Source organism: Streptomyces sp. NPDC025833 (assembly GCF_055558055.1).
On record NZ_JBVHNF010000001.1, the window covers coordinates 377,219 to 397,926 of the forward strand.

The window sequence follows — 20,708 nt, forward strand, 5'->3', positions numbered from 1 at the left end:
GGGCGGAGCCGGCGGCCGGTGGGCTACGGCGGGCGGAGGCGCCGACCTGCCACCCCGGCGGTGCCCGGCCTCACTTCAGCAGCCGGGACAGCCGGCGGTCGGCCAGGGGCCTGCCACCCGTCTGGCAGGTCGGGCAGTACTGGAGCGAGGAGTCGGCGAAGGACACCTCCCGGATGGTGTCGCCGCACACCGGGCAGGGCTCGCCGGTCCGGCCGTGGACACGCAGCCCGCTCCTCTTCTCCGCCTTCAGCCGGCCGGCGGCCACCGACCGGGAACGCTCGACCGCCTCGGTGAGGGTGCCGCGCAGCGCGGCGTACAGCCGGTGGTTCTCCTCCGGGGTGAGGGAGGCGGCGAGCTTGAACGGGGACATCTTCGCCGCGTGCAGGATCTCGTCGCTGTAGGCGTTGCCGACGCCCGCGATCAGCGACTGGTCCCGCAAGGCGCCCTTGAGCTGCCGCCGTTCACCCGACAGCAGGCCGGCGAGGCGCTCCTCGTCGAAACCGGGGGCGAGCGGGTCGGGGCCGAGCCGCGCGATGCCCGGCACCTCCCGCGGGTCGCCCACGACGTGGACGGCGAGGCGTTTCTGGGTGCCGGCCTCGGTGAGGTCGAAGCCCTCTCCGGTCTCCAGCGCCACCCGCAGCGCGAGCGGTCCCCTGCCGGGCTTCGGCGGGCCGTCCGGCAGCCGGTCCCGCCACTGGAGCCAGCCCGCACGGGCCAGGTGGGTCACCAGGTGCAGCCCGCCGTCCGTCGCCACGTCCAGGAACTTGCCGTGCCGGCGCACGGCCGTCACCTCGGTGCCCTCCAGGGCGGTGACCGGCGGGTCGTAGGTCTTCAGGACACTGACGGCGACCGGCAGCACCCGCACCACCCGCCGTCCGACCAGGTGCTCGGCGAGGAAGTCCGTCAGCGCTTGTACCTCGGGCAGTTCCGGCATACGTCCAGAGTGCCACCGGCCACCGACGCCGCCCCGCGCCCCGACCCGGACGGACCAGCCCCGGCCCCGGCGCGCCCCCGGTTCCCACGGGGTGCCGGCCGCCGGGCCCGGCGGGCCCGCTGCCGGCACCGGGCGCGGCCGGGACGAGGAGCGCGGGCGGGACAGCGGGCCCGACGGTCAGCGGGAGGCGGGCTGCGCGGGTGACGGGGTTTGCGTGGGGCCTGCGTCAACCGGGCCGCCGGGGTGGGAGGCCGTCGGGCCGGTTCCGGCCGGGGCGGGCCGGCCGGTGGCCCGGGGCCGCGGGCCCGGCGGGGTGGGGGGCGTGCCGGCTCCGGTCCGCGCCGGGCGGGGTACGACGCGGTCCCGGCGGACGTCGGGGCCGACCCGGCGCTCGGTCCAGGTGCGGTTCGCGCCGTCCACGAGCGTGAGGGCGGCGACGGCCCGGGACGCCGGGGCCACCACGATCACCTTGTTCGGCCGGTAGCCGGGCCAGGGGGTGCCCCGGGCACCGGCCCCGCCGCGGGTCGGGGCGGGCGGTCCGAGCGGGTTGCCGCAGGCGCAGCGCACCCGGGGCACGCCCCGGTCGTCGACGAGGACCGCAGTGCCCGCCTGGAGCACCGCCTGGTACGCCTCCGCCCTGCGGTTGCGGAAGGAGTGGTTCGTGACGCGCGTGTCGGTGCCGAGCGCCACCGGGGTCAGCCCGCGCAGATAGCCCGGCAGGGTCTGCCGGGTGACGCCCTCCACGCGGGCGAAGGCGTCGGCCCGGGTGCCGTCCGCCGCCAGGTGGCCGATGTGCCGCTCGACGTCGCAGCCGGCGACGCCCGGGGAGCCCCGGTACAGGCCGGGTGTCGCGCCGGACAGGGTGCGGGCGGCGCGCAGGGGCGCCGCGAGTTCCGCGGCCGAGACCGGGACGGTGCCGCGGGGAGTCGCCGGGGCGGTGGGATCCGTGGCCGTGGAGGGGGTGAAGGGCTCGGGCCCCCGGTCGGTGGCGGCCTGGAGGAAGACCAGCTCACCCGCCCGGGCCTCCTTGACGCCGGAGCCCGCGCAGCCGGCGGCCAGGAGCACCGCCGACAGCACGACCGTGACGATGGTTCCGGAGGGTATCCGCACCGCACACTCCACGTTACTTTGGGTGATTACGCCCTATTGTGGGCATCGCACGGGACGGGCTGGCAACTCGGGGAACAGCCGCACAGGAGGGCGCGTACCGCCGTGGACTGGTTCACCGCACCCGGCTACTGGCTGAGCCGGCTGGTCTTCCAGCGGGCCCTGGCCGCCGTGTACCTGGTCGCCTTCCTGACGGCGGCCCTCCAGTTCCGTGCCCTGCTGGGCGAACGGGGCATGCTGCCGGTCCCCCGCTTCACCGCCCGGGTGCGCTTCCGGCGCGCCCCGAGCCTGTTCCATCTGCACTACTCCGACCAGTTCTTCGCGGCGTGCGCGTGGACGGGCTGCGGGGTGTCGGCGGCCCTGCTCGCCGGGGCGGACTCGGCACTGCCGCTGTGGGCCGGGATCGTCCTGTGGCTGGTGCCGTGGGCGCTGTACCTGTCGATCGTCAACGTGGGCCAGACGTGGTACGCCTTCGGCTGGGAGTCACTGCTGCTGGAGACCGGGTTCCTGGCCGCCTTCCTGGGCAACGGCGAGGTGGCCCCACCGGTCGTCGTGCTGTTCCTGCTGCGCTGGATCCTGTTCCGGGTGGAGTTCGGCGCAGGGCTGATCAAACTCCGGGGCGACGCCTGCTGGCGCAAGCTCACCTGCCTGGACTACCACCACGAGACCCAGCCGATGCCGGGCCCGCTGAGCTGGTTCTTCCACCACTTGCCGAAGCCGGTGCACCGGGTGGAGGTGGCCGCCAACCACGTCACCCAGCTGGTCGTACCGGTGCTGCTGTTCGCCCCGCAGCCGGTCGCCTCGGCCGCCGCGGCCCTGATGATCGTCACCCAGCTCTGGCTGGTGCTCTCGGGCAACTTCTCCTGGCTCAACTGGATCACCGTCGTCCTGGCCCTGTCCGCGCTCCGGCTGCCCACGACGGCGCCCCCGGTGCCGCCGGCGCCGCTGTGGTACGAGGTGCTGGTCCTGGCCGTCGCCGCGCTGCTGCTCTTCCTCAGCCACCGCCCGGTGCTGAACATGGTCTCCCGCCGCCAGGTGATGAACCGCTCGTTCGACCCGCTGCACCTGGTGAACACCTACGGCGCGTTCGGCAGCGTCAGCCGGGTGCGCCACGAGGTGGTGGTCGAGGGCACGCTGGACGAGACCCCGCGCGACGACTCGGAGTGGCGGGAGTACGCGTTCCGGGGCAAGCCCGGCGACCCCCGGCACTGGCCGCGCCAGTTCGCCCCTTACCACCTGCGCCTGGACTGGCTGATGTGGTTCGCGGCGCTGTCCCCCGGCTACGCCGGGGAGTGGTTCGGCGGCCTGGTGGAACGCCTGCTGGAGAACGACCCGGACACGCTCAGGCTGCTCCGCCGCTCGCCGTTCCCGCCGGACACCCCGCCCCGCTACGTCCGGGCCCGGCTGTTCCGCTACCGGTTCACGACCTGGCGGGAGCTGCGGGAGACGGGGGCGTGCTGGGAGCGGGTGTTCGTGCGGGAGTACCTGCCGCCGACGCGACTGGCGGGCACGGTCCGGCGCCCGTGACCGCGAGGGCCCCCGGTCGCGGTGCCCTCGCGGGGGCAGGGGCTCACGGGGCGAGGGGGCGCCTGCGCAGCCGCAGGGTCACCAGCTCGAACGGCCGCAGGCGTACGGTGATCCGCTCATCGTCGCACGCGGGCGGCGCCGCGTCGGCGAGGGGCCGCTCCAGCAGGTCCGCCGGCACCACCCCGGCGATCTCGAAACCGGCCGTCAGGGTGGCCCGGGCCCGGCCGCCGAGGGCCTCGTGGAAGCGGACGACCATGTCCCCGCCGCCGCCGTCGGGGCGGACGCGTTCGTCGAGGACCCGCCTGAGGCGGGCTTCCACCAGCGTGCGGTCGTCATGCATGCGGGGTGCTCCCTCGGGGGCTCCGGTCGGTCATGGCGGTCGTGCCGAGCACCGGGGTGGGTGGCGGCCCCGGGCGTTGCAGGGCTCCCCCGTGACGCGCGGTCCGAACCGCCGCCCCCGCCCGGCCGGCGGGCCCGCGCCGAAGCGGTGGCGCTCGCACGCGGAACCGGCCGGGCGGGTCCCGCCGGCCTCTCGACGCGGCGCGGGCCGGCGTGCACAGTTCTCCCTACGGGTCTGTACCGATGAGTAACGAGGAGTGTCCGTGGCCAGTTGGGCCGGCCGGAGTGCCGCCGAGATCGCCGCCGCCGTCCGCGGGAAGCGGGTCACGCCCCGGGAGGTGGTGGCCGACCACCTCGCGCGGATCGAGCGGCTCGACGGCCGGATCGGGGCGTTCCGCAAGGTCCGGGCCGCGGCCGCGCTCGCCGAGGCCGACGAGGTGGGCTCCCGCACCGGCCTGGCCGAACTCCCGCTCGCCGGCGTGCCGGTGGCCGTGAAGGACAATCTGGCGGTGCGCGGTGAGGCGCACCGCGACGGCTCCGCCGCCACCCCGGACACCCCGGCCGGTGCCGACCACGTGACGGTGGCCCGGCTGCGGGCGGCCGGTGCCGTGGTCGTCGGCCTGACGAACGTGCCCGAACTCTGCGTGTTCGGCACCACGGAGGGCCCGTACGGCACCGCCCGCAACCCGTGGGACCCGGCCCGCACCGCGGGCGGCTCCTCCGGTGGCAGCGCGGCCGCCGTGGCCGCCGGGATGGTGCCGCTGGCGCTCGGCAACGACGGGATGGGCTCGCTGCGGATCCCGGCCGCGAACTGCGGACTGGTCACGCTGAAGCCCGGGTTCGGCGTCGTGCCGGCGGGGATCGGGAACGGCGACTGGTTCGGGATGTCGGAGAACGGCCCGCTGGCCACCACGGTCGAGGACGCGCGGCTGATGCTCGCGGTCCTCGCCGGCACGGGGTTCGCGCTCCGGCAGGAGCGGCGGCCCCGGCGGATCGCCGTCGCCCTGCGCAGCCCGGTCGCCGGGCCGGGCGTGAGCCGGCCGTACACGAGCGCGGTGCGGCAGGCGGCCGGGGCGCTGGCCCGCTCCGGTCACCGGGTGCGGCGGGCCGAGCCGCCGTACCCGCTCTCCCTCGGTGTGACGGCGCTGCGGCACTGGACGGCCGGTACGGCGGTGGACGCGGCGGGCCTGGACGCGGCCCGGCTCGCCCGGCGGACCCGGGTGCACGCGGCGCTGGGCCGCCGCTTCGAGGGCGCGGTGCGCACCGGCGCCGCCCGGGAGCGGCTGCGGGCCCGGCTGACGCCGTTCTTCACGGAGCACGACGTGCTGCTCACCCCGGCGCTGGCCCGCCGCTCGCCGAAGGCGGGGCCGTGGCACGAGCGGGGCTGGCTGCGCAACGTCCTCGCCAACTCCGCCTACGCGCCCTTCACTCCGCCGTGGAACCTGACCGGCTGGCCGGCGATGTCCGTCCCGGCCGGGGCGCTGCCCTCCGGCGCCCCCTGCGCCGTCCAGCTCGTGGGCCGGCCGGGCTCCGAGCCGGTGCTGCTGGACCTGGCGCGGGAGCTGGAGGAGCTGATGCCGTGGCGGCGGACGGCGCCGGCGCCCGCGGGGTGGTGAGGCAGGGCGTCAGTCCAGCGCCCGGTACATGATGTGCAGCCCCACCGGGCCGTGGCGGGGGTGCTCGTACGCCTCCGGGACGGTGGCCAGGACGGTGAAGCCGAGGGAGGTCCACAGGGCGACGGCGGGGTTCGTCTCGACCACGGCGTTGAAGACCATCGCGCGGTAGCCGTGCGTCCTGGCCTCGGTCAGGACGTGTTCGGCGAGGGACCGGCCGACGCCGCGTCCGGCGTGGTCGGGGTCCACCATGAAACCGGCGTTGGCCACGCGGGCGGCGGGTCCGCCGTAGTTGGGGGCGAGGTAGGCCGAGCCGACCACGGCGCCGGTCTCGTCCTCGGCGACGTAGACCCGTTTGGCCGGGCTCATCCACAGTTCCCGGGCCGCCTCCTCGGTGGTGTCCGGGTCCCACGCGTAGGTGTCGGCGGCGGCGACGATCCGGTGCCAGAAGGGCCAGATCCGCGGCCAGTCGGCGGCCACTGCTTCTCTGATCGGCATGGGCGTGAGTCTGCCACGCCCATGCGGGGCGATCGCGACGCGTACCGGCCCGGGGGTCAGTCCACGCTCGGCAGGATGTGCGGCTCGGCCAGGTCGTCCTCGTACCCCGCCAGGCGGATCGGGGCGGACCGGGCCCACACGTCGAGGCTGCCGAGTTCTCCGGGCCTGCGGCCCGGGCGCTCCGTGTGTTCCGCGGGGCGCTGCTCGCGATTCGTCTTCTCCGGTGTCACCGCGCACTCCTTATGTGTCGGGTCACCCTCGGGGCGTACCGGCAGTCTGCGCCTCGGCGCTGGACGCCCGCTCGGGTCTTTCTGGAAGGCCAGTTCGGACGCGGTGGCGCCGGTGTCTCTGTCAGAGCAGGCCGTTGTGAACCGGCTCGCCCCAGGACGGACGGTGGGTGTGGGTGGGACCCGTACGGTGTCCGTCGACTCCAGATTAACCAAATGAGCGGGCATCCGCTCGATAGGGAATGCAAACAAGGGGTAAGCCCTGCGTTTCCACCAGGAGTCCAACACCCCTCAATATGGGGCTTTTTATGACAAGGAACCCGCTCGGGCGATGCCTGGATTCACCCGCTCGGCTTACCGGGTGAACGCTTCTTCGGGTCGGCCGCCGACCGACGGCCGGGCCCGGCTCAGTTCAGGCGCCGTTGGCCGGTCGGCAAGCTCGCCATGGTGTGCTGACGGCGCAACGGCTGACTCGCGGAAGGACTGGCGCATGGAGCTGCGCAGCGTCGAGGAGCTGATGGACCTGCTGGACGGCGGCCGGGACCGGCACGCGCTGCGGACCGCCGCGCTGCTGCGCAGAGGCCGCCCCGCCGACAAGGAACTCCAGGTGGCGGGGCTGGTGCGGGGCATCGGGCCGGTGCTGTGCCCGGGCGACGCGGCGGCGGGTGCGCGCCGTGCGGCCGAGGCGGTGCGCACCCTGCTCGGCGAGCGGGTGTCCCGGCTGGTCCGCGGGGAAGCGGACCCGGCCGGCGACGAGCTGCCGAGGCTGCGCCAGGCCGAGGAGGAGGCCCGGACGGCCGGCTTCGACGCGGGCGTCCTGGAGGACTGGCGCACCCTGCTGGAACTGGTGGCCGCCCGCCACGGCCGGCCCGGCCCGGCCGGCCGGGGACCGGCCGCGGCCCCGCACCGGGACGGGCCCGTCACCCGCCCGGCGGCTCACCACTTGCCGGGCGCGTAGTCCTTCATGAAGACGCCGTACAGGTCCTCCCCCGCCTCGCCGCGCACGATCGGGTCGTAGACGCGGGCGGCGCCGTCGACCAGGTCCAGGGGGGCGTGGAAACCGGCCTCGGCGAGGCGCAGCTTGTCGTAGTGGGGGCGCTCGTCGGTGATCCAGCCGGTGTCCACGGAGGTCATGAGGATGCCGTCGGCCTGGAACATCTCGTCGGCGCTGGTCCGGGTCACCATGTTCATCGCGGCCTTGGCGGCGTTGGTGTTCGGGTGGCCCGCGCCCTTGTAGCCGCGGGCGAAGACGCCTTCCATGGCCGAGACGTTCACGACGTACGCGCGTCCGCTCGCCGCCTTCCCGGCGGCGTCGGCCATCGCCGGGCGGAGCCTGCTGATGAGGATGAACGGCGCCGTGTAGTTGCAGAGCTGGGTCTCCAGCAGCTCCACCGGGGAGATCTGCTCGATGGTCTGCACCCAGGTGTTGGTGTCGACGACGTCGGGCAGCAGGCCGCCCGCGTCGATCGCGGTGCCGTCGAGGTGGCGGGCGACGCTGGCGTTGCCGGCCACCAGCGCGAGGTCGGCGACCTGCTGCGCGTCGAGCTCGCTGGTCCCGACGGGCAGTGCGGCCGGCCCGCCGAGTTCGCCGACCGCGCCGGAGTTGAAGGCGCCGATGACGTGGTGGGGCGGCAGCTCACCGGCGGGCAGCGGCGCGCTCTCGCCCTCGACGAGGGCGGCGTAGGCGGAGGGCAGCCGGCGCACGGTCTGCGTGGCGTTGTTGATCAGGATGTCCAGCGGGCCCGCCTCGGTGAGCCGGTCGGCCAGCGCGACGACCTGGGCCGGGTCGCGCAGGTCCACGCCGACGACCTCCAGGCGGTGGATCCAGTCCGCCGAGTCGTCCATCGCCTTGAAGCGGCGGATGGCGTCCTTGGGGAACCGCGTCGTGATGGTCGTGTGCGCGCCGTCGCGCAGCAGCCGCAGCGCGATGTACATGCCGATCTTGGCGCGGCCGCCGGTGAGCAGGGCGCGCTTGCCGGTGAGGTCGGCGCGGGCCTCCCGCTTGGCGCGGTTCTCGGCGGCGCACTTGTGGCAGAGCTGGTGGTAGAAGTAGTCGACCTCGACGTAGCGCTGCTTGCAGACGTAGCAGGAGCGCGGGCGCTGGAGTATGCCCGCGATCCGGCCGGAGGCGGTCCTGGAGGAGGGCAGGATGCCCTCGGTCTCGTCGTCGATGCGCTCGGCGGAGCCGGTGGCGGTGGCCTCCGTGACGGAGCGGTCGTGCGCGGTCTTGGCGGCGCGGCGCTCCTGGCGGCGGCGCTGCTTGACCGTGCGGTAGATGGCCGAGGTGGCCCGGCGCACCAGGACCGCGTCGGGGTGGTCGACCTCCAGCCGGTCCAGTTCCTCCAGCACGCTCAGGCAGACGGCCAGCCGCTCCGGGTCGATGCCGGGCCCGTAGACCATCTCGTCCATGGACGCCGAGCCGTCCTCTGTCACCGTCATCGCGCTGCCGCTTCCCTGATCACCCGCGCGGCGCTCCGATTCGCGCCCGCTTTCGAACAGCGGATTTTAACGGAGCGCGGGGCCCCGGGACCAAAACCGCTCTCCGGGGCCCCGCGGGGCCGGTGCTCAGCGCTCGCAGACCGACAGCAGCGTCTCCACCTCGGCCGGCACCGCGCGCGCGAGCCGGTCCAGGTCCGGCACGGCCCGCGCGTCGGCGACCAGCCCGTAGTGCACGCTCCCGCGGTACGTGGAGATCGCGACCGCCAGCGCCTGTCCCGGCGCGAGCGGCGCCAGCGGGTACACCTCGGTCAGCCGGTGGCCGCCGAGCCGCAGCCCGATGCCCGGCATCGGCACGCTGGTGACGAGGATGTCGTACCAGAGGCGCGCGGCCTGCCCGACGAGCGGTCCGCCGAGCCGGTGCCCGAGCGCGGGCACGTGGTCGGCGAGCAGGGCGACCGCGCCGGCCCCGCGGTCGGCGCCCGCGTCCTTGTTGCGGACCATCGCGGCGCGCACCGCCGCCAGCCGCCGCAGCGGGTCCGGGTCGTCGACCGGGAGCCGTATCAGGTACCCGGAGAGCCGGTTGCCCTGCGGCTGCGCGGTGCGCGGGCGGCGCCGGGAGACCGGGATCAGGGCGCGCGGGGCGACGCCCTCGCTGCCGTCGCCGCGCTCGTCCAGCCAGCGGCGCAGGGCCCCGGCGACGACGGCGACGAGGACGTCGTTCACCGTGCCGCCGGCGCTCTTGCGGACCCGGTGCACGTCGTCGATGTCGACGACGGCCCCGGCGGTGCGGCGGGTGCCGCTGGGCCCGGAGGTGAGCGCGGCGCAGGGGCGCATGCCGAGGGTGGAGCGGGCGAGCGAGGCGCCGATGTCCAGGGCCCGGCCCGCGTCGGACAGGGCGTCCCTGAGCAGCCCGGGGACCAGCGCGGGCAGCCGGCGCACGTCGGACAGCGGGGTGCGCGGCGGTTCGACGGGGCGGGGCGCGCGCTCGGGCAGGTCGACGGGGTCGAGCACGCCGGCGGCGAGCTTCAGCGCGCGCAGCCCGTCGGCGAGGGCGTGGTGGAACTTGAAGAGCACCGCGAAGGACACCCCGTCCGCGCCGGGCAGCACGTGCGCCTCCCAGGGCGGCCGGCCGCGTTCCAGCGGGCGCTCCATCAGCCGGCCGGCGACCGCGTGGAAGTCGTCGGCCGGGGCGTGCAGCCGGACGTGGCGCAGCGGGTCGAAGTCCGGGTCGCTCTCGCGGGCGGCGCCGCCGAAGGCGAGCGGCTGCCAGACGTCGCGGATGCGCATGCGCAGGCCGGGTACGGCGGCGGCGCGGGCGGCGAGCAGGTCGGCGGCGTGGGCGCCCGCGGTGGGCGAGTGCGCGGCGAAGACACCGAGCGCTCCGAGGTGCATGGGGTACCGGTCGGACTCCATGTTCCAGAAGGCCAGGTCGAGAGGAGCGAGCAGGTCGGCGGTCAAGGGCTTGCCTCACGCGTCGGCGACGGGTGGATGACGCAGTCAAACTCCGCCGGACGATTACGGTCAATTACGATCACGCTACGCATAGTTAACGTCAGGTCGGGTCCCGCCGCCGGTGGAGGCGGCGGGACGCGGGAGACGTCGGGGTCACTTGAGGACGGGCGGCGCCGCTCCGGGTGACGTGCCCCACCCGGACGGGCGCGGGCCGACCGTGAAGTCGAGGGAGCGCAGTGAGCGCAGCGCGCCGGTGGTGAGGTAGGTGCGGGCGTGCGGGGTGCCGTCCATGCGCACGGCCTGGACGTAGCGGTCGGCGGCCGAGGTGCCGGGCGCGGTCACCGTCAGCCGCCCGGCCGGCCAGTACCGGCGGTCCAGGCGCAGGTCCACGCGGTCGAAGACCGGCGTGGTCAGACCCCAGGTGTCGTTCCCCGGCTGGACCGGGAAGAGGCCGATCGACGACAGCACGTTCCAGGCGGACATGGTGCCGAGGTCGTCGTTGCCGGTCATGCCCGTGGGGCCGTCCGTGAACAGGGTCAGCGCCGCGTGCACCACATCCGTGGTCTTCCAGGGCTGGCCGGTGGAGAGGTAGGTGTAGGGCGCGATGAGGTCCGGCTCGTTCATCGGGTTGTAGACGGCGGCGTTGTAGTAGGCGTACGGGTCGCCGTGCACCCAGGCCTCGCGGGCGGTGCGCGCCGGGTCGGTGAGCAGCCGGTCGTAGGCGAAGAAGGAGTCCAGCCGCGCGTTGGCCGCGCGCGTGCCGCCGATCAGGCCGACCATCCCGGGCACGTCCTGCGGGACGAGCCACTGGTACTGCCAGGCCGTGCCCTCGTGGAACCCGGTGCCGCCGGCCGGGTCGGGCGAGCCGGTGAAGGCGCCGGAGGCGTCGCGCGCCCGGAAGAAGCCGGTGGCCGGGTCGAAGACGCTGCGGTAGTTCCGCGACCGCGCGGCGTAGCGGGCGGCGTCCCCGTGGTGGCCGAGACCGCGGGCCATCTGGGCGAGCATCGCGTCGGCGAGCGCGTACTCCAGGGTGACGGAGGCGCCGTGGTGGTAGTCGGAGTCGCCCATCTTGGCGTACGGCCGGTCCTTGTCGTAGGGCGCGAAGCCGTGGGCGATGTACTCGGCGTTGGCCTCCCGGCCGATGCCCGGGTACGCGGCCGGCGGCACGCCGTCGGCGTTCTTCCGGAGCGCCCGGTAGGCCCGCTCCTCGAAGCCCTTCAGGAGCCCCGCGTGGTACGCGGTGGTCAGGAACGGGGTGACCGGGTCGCCGCTCATGATGTTCGTCTCGACCGGGCCGTAGCCCCACTTGGGCAGCCAGCCGCCGTCCTCGTCGACCGCGACCACCGAGCGGGCCATGTCCCGTGCCTCACGCGGCGCGAGCAGCGCGAGGAGCTGGATCTGGGTGCGGTACGTGTCCCACAGCGACCAGTTCTGGTAGTAGGTGAAGCCGCGCGCGCGGTGCGGGCGCCGGTCCCAGCCGAAGTAGCGGCCGTCGGCGTCGCTGCCCACGTTGGGCGCGAGGTAGGACCGGTACAGCGCGGAGTAGAAGGTCCGGCGCAGCGTGCCGGTGCCGCCCGTGACGCGGACGCCGCCGAGCCTGCGCTCCCACTCCCCGCGGGCCCGCCGGCGCACGGCGTCGAAGGACCGGCCGCCCTCGGCGCGCAGGTTGGCCGCGGCGCCGCGCGCGTCCACGTACGACAGGGCGGTGGTCGCCTCGACCGTGCGGTCCCCGGTGGTGTCGAACCGGACGTAGGCGCCGCCCGCCCCGCTGCGGGCGCCGGGGGTGACGGTCCGGCCGTCCCAGGTGCCGTAGGCCGTGAAGGGCCGGCTGAAGCGGGTGACGGTGTGGACCGTGTAGGGGCCCGTGTCCCGGCAGAAGCCGTGGCCGGTGATCTCGGTGCGCACGGTGCGGTCGTCGAGGATCTCCACCCGGCTGCCGCCCGGCTTGTGCAGCGACTGGGCCGCGTTCAGCAGGACGTTGGCCTTGGTGGTTGCCGGGAAGGTGTAGCGCTGCACGCCGGTGCGGGCGGTCGCGGTCAGTTCGGCGCGGACGCCGGAGGCGAGGCCGACGCGGTAGTAGCCGGGGCTCGCCTCCTCGTCGTCGTGCGAGAAGGCCGCCGCGTACCGGGCCTGGTCCGTCTGCGTGACGTCGCCGGTGGTGGGCAGCACGGGCAGGTCGCCGCCGATCCGGCAGCCCACGCCCGACAGGTGGACCAGGGAGAAGCCGCGGATCCGGTGCTGCGTGTAGTCGTAGCCGGTGCTGTGCCCGGTGTCCGGGGAGAGTTGCACCATGCCGAAGGGCACGGCCGCGCCGGGGAAGGTGTTGCCCTCGTTCTGGGTCCCGATGAACGGGTTGACCAGGTCGGTGAGGTGGCCGTCGGTCCGCTCTGCGGCCCGTGCGGCGGGGGTGGCGATCAGCGCGGACGCTGCCATCACCCCGGCCAGGCACAGCCGCGTGCGCCGGGTCCCTCTCATGTCGGATGACCTCCGCAGGTTGGGCGTCGTTGCCTGCATCCTGAAGGCCCGACGCCGGGAACCCGGGGATTCGGGGGGCTCGGCGCGTGACGCGTCGCGCGGGTGGCGCCGCCGGCGGCGCCCGGGTCAGGTCACCCGCTGCCCCTTGCCCAGCGCGATGACACCGCCCTTCGAGACGGTGTACAGCTCCTCGTCCCGCTCCGGGTTGACGCCGATCGTGGCGCCCGGCGGGACCTCGACGTTCTTGTCCAGGACGGCCCCGCGGACCACCGCGCCCCGGCCGACACGGACGTTGTCGTGCAGGACCGAGCCCTGGACGACCGCCCCGGGGTCGACGCGGACGCCCGGAGAGAGCACCGACCGGGTCACCTGGCCGCGGATCAGGCAGCCCGCGCTGATGATGGACTCGCTCGCCATGCCGCCCGCGCCGAAGCGGGCCGGGGAGAGCTGGCCCGAGTGGGTGTAGATCGGCCACTGGCGGTTGTACAGGTTGAACGCTGGGCGCTCGGCGATCAGGTCCATGTGCGCCTCGTAGTAGGCGTCCAGGGTGCCCACGTCCCGCCAGTAGCCCTGGTCGCGGCTGGTCTCGCCGGGGACGTGGTTGTCGCTGAAGTCGTACAGCGCGGCCTCGCCGCGCGCGGTGAGCTGGGGCAGGATCGAACCGCCCATGTCGTGCACCGACTCCGGGTCCTCGGCGTCCCGGTGCAGGGCCTCGACGAGCGTCTTCGTGGTGAAGACGTAGTTGCCCATGGAGGCGAAGACGCACCCGGGGTCGTCCGGCAGGCCGGGCGGGTCGGCGGGCTTCTCCAGGAAGCGCTCGACGGTGCGCCCGTCGGACCCCGGGGTGATCACGCCGAAGGACGAGGACTCCGCGCGCGGCACCCGGATCCCGGCCACCGTCACGCCCGCGCCGCTCTCGATGTGCTGCGCGAGCATCTGCCGGGGGTCCATGCGGTAGACGTGGTCCGCGCCGAACACCGCCACGTACTCGGGCTGTTCGTCGTGGACCAGGTTCAGCGACTGCAGGATCGCGTCGGCGCTGCCCAGGTACCAGCGCGGTCCGAGGCGCTGCTGCGCGGGGACCGGGGTGACGTAGTTGCCGAGCAGGCTGGACATCCGCCAGGTGGTGGTGATGTGCCGGTCCAGCGAGTGCGACTTGTACTGGGTCAGCACGCAGATGCGCAGCACGTCGGCGTTGACGAGATTGGACAGGACGAAATCCACGAGCCGGTACGTGCCGCCGAAGGTGACCGCGGGCTTGGCGCGGTCCGTCGTGAGCGGCATCAGGCGTTTGCCCTCCCCGCCCGCCAGCACGATCCCGAGTACCGAAGGCCCTCCACGACGCATGGCCGCTCCCCTCACCCTGGTTGCCCAACGGATGCCCCGAGCGGGCCGGATCAGGCCTGTCCGAGCGTCTCCTCGTACAGCGCGGCCGTGCGCCGGGCCACCGCGTCCCAGCCGAACTCGCCGACCGCGCGGGCCCGTCCGGCCTCGCCCATCCGCCGGGCCGCCTCCGGGTCGGCGAGGACGGTGTCCAGGGCCCGGGCGAGCGCCGGCTCGAACCCGTCGTCCGCGTCGACCAGGAGACCCGTACGGCCGTCCGCCACGACCTCGGGGATCCCGCCCACCCGGGACGCCACCACCGGCGTGCCGCAGGCCATCGCCTCCAGGTTGACGATGCCGAGCGGCTCGTACACCGAGGGGCAGACGAACACGGCCGCGTGCGTGAGGAGCTGGATCACCTCGGGCCGCGGGAGCATCTGCGGGATCCAGAACACGCCCGCCCGCACCCGGCGCAGCTCCTCGAACAGCTCGCGGAACTCCCGGTCGATCTCGGGGGTGTCGGGCGCGCCCGCGCACAGCACGACCTGCGCGCCCGGGTCGATGTCCCGTACCGCGCGCAGCAGGTGGGGCACGCCCTTCTGCCGGGTGATGCGGCCGACGAACAGGACGTACGGCCGGGCCGGGTCGATGCCGTGCCGGGCGAGGGCGCCGGTGCCGTGGTCGGGCCGGTACAGCCGGGTGTCGATGCCGTTGTGCACGACGTGGACGCGGGCCGGGTCCAGCGCCGGGTAGCAGGCGAGGACGTCCTCCCGCATGGCGCCCGAGACGGCGATCACCGCGTCGGCGGCCTCGATCGCGGTGCGCTCGGCCCAGCTCGACAGGGCGTACCCGCCGCCGAGCTGCTCGGCCTTCCAGGGGCGCAGCGGCTCCAGCGAGTGGGCGGTCACCACGTGCGGCACGCCGTACAGCAGCTTGGCCACGTGCCCGGCGAGATTGGCGTACCAGGTGTGGGAGTGGACCAGTTCGCGGCCCTCCAGCGCGGCGGCGACGGCGAGGTCCACCGAGAAGGTGCGCAGCGCGTCGTTGGCCCCGTCCAGGGCGGGCCAGGGCCGGTGGCGCACGACACCGGCGCCGCGTCCCTCACCCCAGCAGTGCACCTCCAGGTCCACCAGGGGGGCGAGCTCCCGCGCGAGGAACTCGACGTGGACGCCCGCGCCTCCGTACACGTCCGGAGGGTACTCCCGGGTCAGCAGTCCCACTCGCACCCGTCAAACCCCTTGTCTCGGTGGTGTCTTCCCTTCATGGTCACCCGGATGCGCCGCCGGGGGAAGAGCGCGGCGGGCGGGTGAAGCAGCAGTCGCCGCAGAGCCCGCCGCCGGGTACCCGGTAGTACAGGCAGCAACTGCGCCGCCGGAAGGCGGTGCCGGTGCGCACGCCGGTGGCGCCGAGCAGCGGGTGGGCGAACAGCTCACCGGTGAGGGCGCGGGTGCGGGCCGCCACGTCGGTACGGCCGTGGGCGCGGGCCCAGCGGCCCAGTTCCCGGGCGGCCGCGGCGAGCGCGGAGCCCGCGTTGCCCCGCAGCAGGCCCGGGGCGGTGCCGTAACGGTCCCTCAGCGCCGCCGCGAGGGGCTCCAGATGGCCGTGCAGCACGGTGCCGGCGAGCGTGGCCGCGTCGGCGGGCAGCGGGCGCAGCGCGGTCAGCCACAGGTCGTCGGGGGCGGCGGCGAGGGCGTCCCAGCGCAGCAGGCGCGGGTCCAGGTCGGGCACCCGGCCGTACAGGACGGCGCAGCCCAGGGCCGCCGACCACAGCCGGGCGGCGAGCCCCTGCTGGGCGATGGAGGCGGCCACCCGCGCCTCGGGGGTGCCCAGCCGCTCCCCGACCGTGGCGACCCGCAGGGCCAGCGGATCCGGCTGCCCGTCCGGGGCCGCGCCCGCGTACCCCTCCGCGAGGGTCGGCGGCGTGCGCGGTCCGGCGGCGCCGGCCGCCGGGGGCGCGGTGCGCAGGGCGAAGAAGGCGCCCAGGGGGCGCAGTGCGGTGAGACCGGCGTCGAGTTCCACGACGACTACAGGTACCAGGCCCGCGGCCCGGGCGTTCCGGCGGGTGACGGCCCCGCGGGCACCCCTCCGGGGGATGAACGCCGGGGCGGCGTACTCCATCGGTAGTAGGACGCATTGCGTGCTCAAGTACGACGACGGGAAGGCGCCGAACGGGCAGAGTGTTCGTCATGGAAGCCGACCGCACGCCGCGCCGGGCCCGGGACGTCCGCCGCCCGCAGAGGAGACACCGATGAGCGCCCTGGCGTTGTCCGTGCTCCTGTCGGTCGTCTCCGCCCTCGCCTACGCGGGCGGAGCGATCGCGCAGGAGCAGGTCGCGGTGTCGTCGCCGGACGGCGCGTACCTGCCGCTGCGCCGGCCGGGCTGGTGGGGCGCGCTGGGGCTCAACGGCCTCGGCGGTCTGCTGCACGTCGTGGCGCTGGCCTGCGGGCCGCTCAGCCTGGTCCAGCCGCTCGGCGCGCTGACCATCGTCTTCGCGCTGCCGATGGCGGCGCTGTGCGTGGGCCGCCGGGCCGGCGCGACCGCCTGGCGCGGGGCCCTGATGGCCACGGTGGGCCTGGCCGGCCTGCTGGCCCTGGTCGGCGCCTCCTCCGGGCACACCCTCCCCCCGGCGCAGCGGGTGGCGGTCGCGGTGGTCACCGGCGGCGCGGTCGTCGCCCTCGTGCTCGCGGCGCTGGCCGCGCACCGGCACCCCGCGGTGCGCAGCGTGCTGCTCGCCACCGGGTCCGGCATCGCGTTCGGCATGTCGTCGGTGTTCACCAAGACGGTGGCGGTGGACTGGTCGCAGGGCCCCAGCCTGGACGAGCTGCCCTCCGTGGCGGTGATCGGCCTGTTCACGGTGGCCGGCGTGGTGCTGTCCCAGGCCTCCTACCGGGGTGGCGGCCTCGCCGCCCCGCTGGCGACGGCGACGGTGGTCAACCCGATGCTGGCCGCCGCCGTCGGCATCCTGATGTTCGGCGAGACGTTCCGCCACGGCACCACGGGCACCGTGCTCGCCCTGGGCTGCGGGGTGGTGGCGGCGGGCGGCCTGATCATGCTGACGACGGAGCGGCTGGAGCAGGGCACGGCGACGGGGACATCGGCGGGCGTGACCCCTGCGGCGGCGGACTCGGCGGCGTCGGTGGGCACGTCGGCGGCCGTCGCGGCGGCGCACGAGTTGCCGGTGGCGCACGAGTCGCCGGTGGCGGACGACTTGCCGGTGGCGGACGACTTGCCGGTGGCGCGCGAGTGGCGAGGCGGTGCGGAGCTGCCGGCCTCGGCGGACGTGGCGGCCGCGGCGCAAGTGGCGGCCGCGGCGGAACACGCGGCCTCGGCGGAGCTGCCGGTGGCCTGCACGGCGCCGGGCGGGACCGCCGAGGAGGCGGCGGCAGCCGTGCCGGCCGCCCCGCCACCGGTCCTCCCGTCGCCCGCCGTCCTCCCGGCGGTCCCGTCACCGCACCGCGGCGACCCGGCGCACCAGGAGCCGGCCGGCGCCGAACCGGCCCGGGCCGCCGCGCGGACGCGCTCCGGGGTGCCGGGGCAGCGCACGGCCGGGCACGCCCGGACGGCGCGGGCCGGGCGGCGGGAGCGGCCGTTCCCCCGCCGGCTGCTCGCGGCGGGCCGGGCCCGAAGCGGTGCGGACGGCGACGGCGGCGAGCCGTCGCCCGACAGCGTGCTCCGGGCGTCCTACGCCCTGCTGGCCGTGGGCATCCTCGCCCCGCTGCCGGTCCGGGAGCGGCGGCCCGGCGAGGTCAGATCCTGACGCCGCCGGCCCGCAGGTAGGAGAGCGGGTCGACGTCCGAGCCGAACTCCGGTCCCGTCCGCACCTCGAAGTGCAGGTGCGGGCCGGTGACGTTGCCGGTGGAACCGGAACGGCCGACGCGCTGGCCCGCGGTGACGCTCTGGCCGGCCCGCACGGAGATGGCGGACAGGTGGGCGTACTGGGTGTAGCGGCCGTCGGAGTGGCGGACCACGACCTGGTAGCCGTACGACCCGCCCCAGCCCGCGGCCACCACGTGACCGGCCGCGGCGGACCTGACGGAGGTGCCGGTCGGCACCAGGAAGTCGATGCCGGTGTGGTAGCCCTTCGACCAGTGGGAGCCCGCCACGTGGTAGCCCGTGCCGATGGACGCGGCCACCGGGGCGACCAGCGCGTGCCGGGTCGGGGGCGGGGTGTGGTGGTGCGTGGTGGGGTGCTCGGAAGGCGGTCTCTTCTTCGGGGACTTGGGCGGTGTGCCGGTGCGGGCGCCGTCCAGGCTGAGCCGCTGCCCCGGCATGATCAGATTCGGGTCGGCGCCGATCGTGCCGCGGTTGCCCGCGTACAGCGCGCGCCAGCCGCCCCGTACGTGCTGTTCCCCGGCGATGCCGGAGAGGCTGTCGCCGTGCACCACCGTGTACATCTCGGCGCGGCCCGCCCGGGACTGCGGGATGGACTGCGGCTGCACGTCCTTCACGGAAGACGACTTCCGGATGCCGGAGCCCGGGGTGCCGTGTGCCGGGCGCGTCGCGGCGGAGTCGGTGTGCACGGACTCGGTGTGCACGTCGGGGCCGCCGCCCCGGGTCAGTCCGGCCCGGCCGGAGCAGACGGGCCAGGCGCCCGGCCCCTGCCCGTCCAGGACCTTCTCGGCTACGGCCATCTGCGCGTCCCGGCTCGCCAGGTCGGCCCGCGGCGCGTAGTGCGTACCGCCGTACGCCGCCCAGGTGGACTGGGTGAACTGGAGCCCGCCGTAGAAGCCGTTGCCCGAGTTGATGCTCCAGTTGCCGCTGGACTCGCAGGCGGCGACCTTGTTCCAGGTGGCCGCGTCGGCGGCGTTCGCGACACCGGCGGCGACCAGCGGAAGCGCGAGGCCCGCGCCGCCCGCCGTGACGGTGAGTGAGGCGCGGTTGATCCTGTTGGGCTGGTACCGGCGGTGCCGGCCGCGTACGGCCATGTCCGAGATCCCCTCGCAAGCGTCAGGAGCGGCAAAAGTAAGCGCCCCGAACAGGCCATGACAAGACGGGAAACCGGCCTCTCACCGCGGTCAAGTGGCCGTAATCGGCCCTTGTTCGCGCCGCGTCACCGGTGACCGGGGCGGACGGCGGCCGCGTCGCGCACCCGTGCCGGGCGGGCCGGATGTGCGCCCGCCGTGGCCCCGCGTCAGGATGGGCGGGGGGCCCTACTGACGGAGCCGTGGGCTCCAGGCGCCCAGGGAGCAGGCGGTATGAGCAGTTCAGCGCAGATCGGTGTCACGGGCCTGGCGGTCATGGGCCGCAATCTCGCCCGGAACTTCGCCCGCAACGGCTACGCGGTCGCCGTGCACAACCGAACGGTCGCCCGGACGAAGGCCCTGGTGGAGGAGTTCGGTCAGGAGGGCGACTTCGTCCCGGCCGAGACCGCGGAGGACTTCGTGGCGGCGCTGGAGCGCCCGCGCCGCCTGGTCGTCATGGTCAAGGCGGGTGACCCGACGGACGCGGTGATCGAGGAGTTCGCCCCGCTGCTGGAGCCCGGCGACATGATCATCGACGGCGGCAACGCGCACTTCGCGGACACCCGGCGCCGGGAGCGGGAGCTGCGCGAGCGGGGCGTCCACTTCGTCGGCACGGGCATCTCCGGCGGCGAGGAGGGCGCGCTGCACGGCCCGAGCATCATGCCGGGCGGGTCCGAGGAGTCGTACGCGTCGCTGGGCCCGATGCTGGAGAAGATCTCCGCGAAGGCCGCGGACGGCGCCCCGTGCGTCACGCACTGCGGTCCGGACGGCGCCGGGCACTTCGTGAAGATGGTGCACAACGGCATCGAGTACGCCGACATGCAGCTGATCGGCGAGGCGTACCAGTTGCTGCGCGACGTCGCCGGGTACGCGCCCGCGCGGATCGCGGACGTCTTCCGCACCTGGAACACCGGCCGCCTGGACTCCTACCTGATCGAGATCACCGCGGAGGTGCTGTCCCACGTGGACGCCGCCACGGGCGAGCCGTTCGTGGACGTCGTGGTGGACCAGGCCGAGCAGAAGGGCACCGGCCGCTGGACCGTGCAGATCGCGCTGGACCTGGGCGTCCCGGTGTCCGGCATCGCCGAGGCCGTCTTCGCCCGCTCGCTGTCCGGCCACGCGGCGCTGCGGGACGCCTCGCGGGGCCTGGCCGGGCCCTCGGCGGCCCCGCTGGACGAGGCGGAGGCGGCGGCCTTCGCGGACCGGGTGGAGCAGGCGCTGTACGCCTCCAAGATCGTGTCGTACACGCAGGGCTTCCACGAGATCGCCGCGGGCAGCGAGGAGTACGGCTGGGACATCGACCTGGGCGCCGTCTCCGCGATCTGGCGCGGGGGCTGCATCATCCGGGCGGCCTTCCTGGACCGCATCCGCGCCGCGTACGACGCCCGCCCCGACCTGCCGAGCCTGCTGTCGGACGAGACGTTCGCGCGGGAGATCGCCGCGGCCCAGGGCGACTGGCGGGAGGTCGTGGTGGCGGCGGTCCGGCAGGGCGTGCCGACGCCGGGCTTCGCGGCGGCGCTGGCGTACTACGACGGGCTGCGGGCGCACCGGCTGCCCGCGGCGCTCACCCAGGGCCAGCGGGACTTCTTCGGGGCGCACACCTACCGCAGGGTGGACCGGGACGGGACGTTCCACACCCTGTGGGGCGGGGACCGGTCGGAGGTCTCGGCGTAGGGGGGACGGCGCGGACGCCGCGACCGGCTTCCCCGGCCGGTCTGTGCCGGACGGCCGCGACCTGTCCGGACCGGCCGACCCGTCTCAGGTGAGGGGCGGGCCCGGTTCCGGCGTCGGCGTGGGTTCCGGACCCGGCGGG

General features: G+C 75.2%; 15 protein-coding genes and 2 pseudogenes. 5 read left to right on the forward strand and 12 right to left on the reverse strand.

The genetic code is table 11. The annotated features are described in order from the left end of the window. Positions 1-70: 70 nt before the first annotated feature. Together ACZ4K2_RS01640 and ACZ4K2_RS01645 are read right to left on the reverse strand one after the other, a co-directional pair. Entirely contained in the window at positions 71-934 is an 864-nt protein-coding gene (locus ACZ4K2_RS01640) for an Fpg/Nei family DNA glycosylase (RefSeq protein WP_467472534.1), read from the reverse strand. A 177-nt stretch (positions 935-1,111) separates the two neighbouring features. After that, the gene (locus tag ACZ4K2_RS01645; protein WP_467472531.1) at positions 1,112-2,044 is read right to left on the reverse strand and encodes a DUF6777 domain-containing protein; all 933 of its coding nucleotides are present in this window, start codon (positions 2,042-2,044) and stop codon (positions 1,112-1,114) included. A gap of 102 nt (positions 2,045-2,146) precedes the next feature. On the opposite strand from ACZ4K2_RS01645, the gene ACZ4K2_RS01650 reads away from it, so the two are divergent. After that, a complete protein-coding gene (locus ACZ4K2_RS01650; protein WP_467472528.1) occupies positions 2,147-3,568 on the forward strand; it encodes a lipase maturation factor family protein in 1,422 nt (473 codons plus the stop codon). A gap of 43 nt (positions 3,569-3,611) precedes the next feature. Here ACZ4K2_RS01650 and ACZ4K2_RS01655 read toward each other — a convergent pair. After that, a pseudogene (locus ACZ4K2_RS01655) lies at positions 3,612-3,836 on the reverse strand (glycosyl hydrolase-related protein); the annotation flags it as partial. A 334-nt stretch (positions 3,837-4,170) separates the two neighbouring features. On the opposite strand from ACZ4K2_RS01655, the gene ACZ4K2_RS01660 reads away from it, so the two are divergent. After that, positions 4,171-5,523: an amidase gene (locus ACZ4K2_RS01660; RefSeq protein WP_467472526.1), complete on the forward strand. Its 1,353-nt coding sequence runs from the start codon at positions 4,171-4,173 to the stop codon at positions 5,521-5,523. A gap of 9 nt (positions 5,524-5,532) precedes the next feature. Here the strand turns inward: ACZ4K2_RS01660 and ACZ4K2_RS01665 are convergent, their stop codons facing one another. Continuing rightward, a complete protein-coding gene (locus tag ACZ4K2_RS01665) occupies positions 5,533-6,018 on the reverse strand; it encodes a GNAT family N-acetyltransferase (protein WP_467472523.1) in 486 nt (161 codons plus the stop codon). A gap of 56 nt (positions 6,019-6,074) precedes the next feature. Next, on the reverse strand, positions 6,075-6,248 hold the full coding sequence (locus ACZ4K2_RS01670; protein WP_467472520.1) for a hypothetical protein: 174 nt from the start codon (positions 6,246-6,248) through the stop codon (positions 6,075-6,077). Positions 6,249-6,735: 487 nt separating this feature from the next. Between ACZ4K2_RS01670 and ACZ4K2_RS01675 the strand changes: the two are divergent. Then, a pseudogene (locus ACZ4K2_RS01675) lies at positions 6,736-7,119 on the forward strand (hypothetical protein); the annotation flags it as partial. Between the two features lie 62 nt (positions 7,120-7,181). On the opposite strand, the gene ACZ4K2_RS01680 reads toward ACZ4K2_RS01675, so the two are convergent. From ACZ4K2_RS01680 to ACZ4K2_RS01705, 6 genes are all read right to left on the reverse strand, one after another. After that, a complete protein-coding gene (locus ACZ4K2_RS01680; RefSeq protein ID WP_467472518.1) occupies positions 7,182-8,684 on the reverse strand; it encodes an SDR family NAD(P)-dependent oxidoreductase in 1,503 nt (500 codons plus the stop codon). 126 nt (positions 8,685-8,810) lie between these two features. Continuing rightward, positions 8,811-10,142, reverse strand: a complete 1,332-nt coding sequence (locus ACZ4K2_RS01685; protein WP_467472515.1) for a wax ester/triacylglycerol synthase family O-acyltransferase — start codon at positions 10,140-10,142, stop codon at positions 8,811-8,813. 147 nt (positions 10,143-10,289) lie between these two features. Further along, positions 10,290-12,611 carry a GH92 family glycosyl hydrolase gene (locus ACZ4K2_RS01690; RefSeq protein WP_467472512.1) on the reverse strand — a complete coding sequence of 774 codons (2,322 nt, stop codon included), beginning with the start codon at positions 12,609-12,611 and terminating at the stop codon, positions 10,290-10,292. A 126-nt stretch (positions 12,612-12,737) separates the two neighbouring features. Further along, the gene (glgC, locus tag ACZ4K2_RS01695) at positions 12,738-13,958 is read right to left on the reverse strand and encodes a glucose-1-phosphate adenylyltransferase (RefSeq protein ID WP_467472509.1); all 1,221 of its coding nucleotides are present in this window, start codon (positions 13,956-13,958) and stop codon (positions 12,738-12,740) included. Positions 13,959-14,008: 50 nt separating this feature from the next. Beyond that, complete coding sequence (gene glgA, locus ACZ4K2_RS01700) at positions 14,009-15,160, reverse strand: glycogen synthase (protein ID WP_467472506.1); 1,152 nt, start codon at positions 15,158-15,160, stop codon at positions 14,009-14,011. Positions 15,161-15,200: 40 nt separating this feature from the next. Beyond that, a complete protein-coding gene (locus ACZ4K2_RS01705) occupies positions 15,201-15,953 on the reverse strand; it encodes a (2Fe-2S)-binding protein (RefSeq protein ID WP_467472503.1) in 753 nt (250 codons plus the stop codon). 229 nt (positions 15,954-16,182) lie between these two features. Here ACZ4K2_RS01705 and ACZ4K2_RS01710 point away from each other — a divergent pair, with 229 nt between their 5' ends. Continuing rightward, positions 16,183-17,691 (forward strand): DMT family transporter, encoded by a 1,509-nt coding sequence (locus ACZ4K2_RS01710; RefSeq protein ID WP_467472500.1) that lies wholly within the window; start codon positions 16,183-16,185, stop codon positions 17,689-17,691. On the opposite strand, the gene ACZ4K2_RS01715 is transcribed toward ACZ4K2_RS01710, so the two are convergent. Then, positions 17,681-18,859 carry a transglycosylase family protein gene (locus ACZ4K2_RS01715; protein ID WP_467472498.1) on the reverse strand — a complete coding sequence of 393 codons (1,179 nt, stop codon included), beginning with the start codon at positions 18,857-18,859 and terminating at the stop codon, positions 17,681-17,683. The genes ACZ4K2_RS01710 and ACZ4K2_RS01715 overlap by 11 nt on opposite strands. 270 nt (positions 18,860-19,129) lie before the next feature. On the opposite strand from ACZ4K2_RS01715, the gene gndA reads away from it, so the two are divergent. Beyond that, positions 19,130-20,569, forward strand: coding sequence for an NADP-dependent phosphogluconate dehydrogenase (gndA, locus tag ACZ4K2_RS01720; protein ID WP_467472495.1), 1,440 nt, complete (start codon positions 19,130-19,132; stop codon positions 20,567-20,569). Positions 20,570-20,708: the final 139 nt, after the last annotated feature.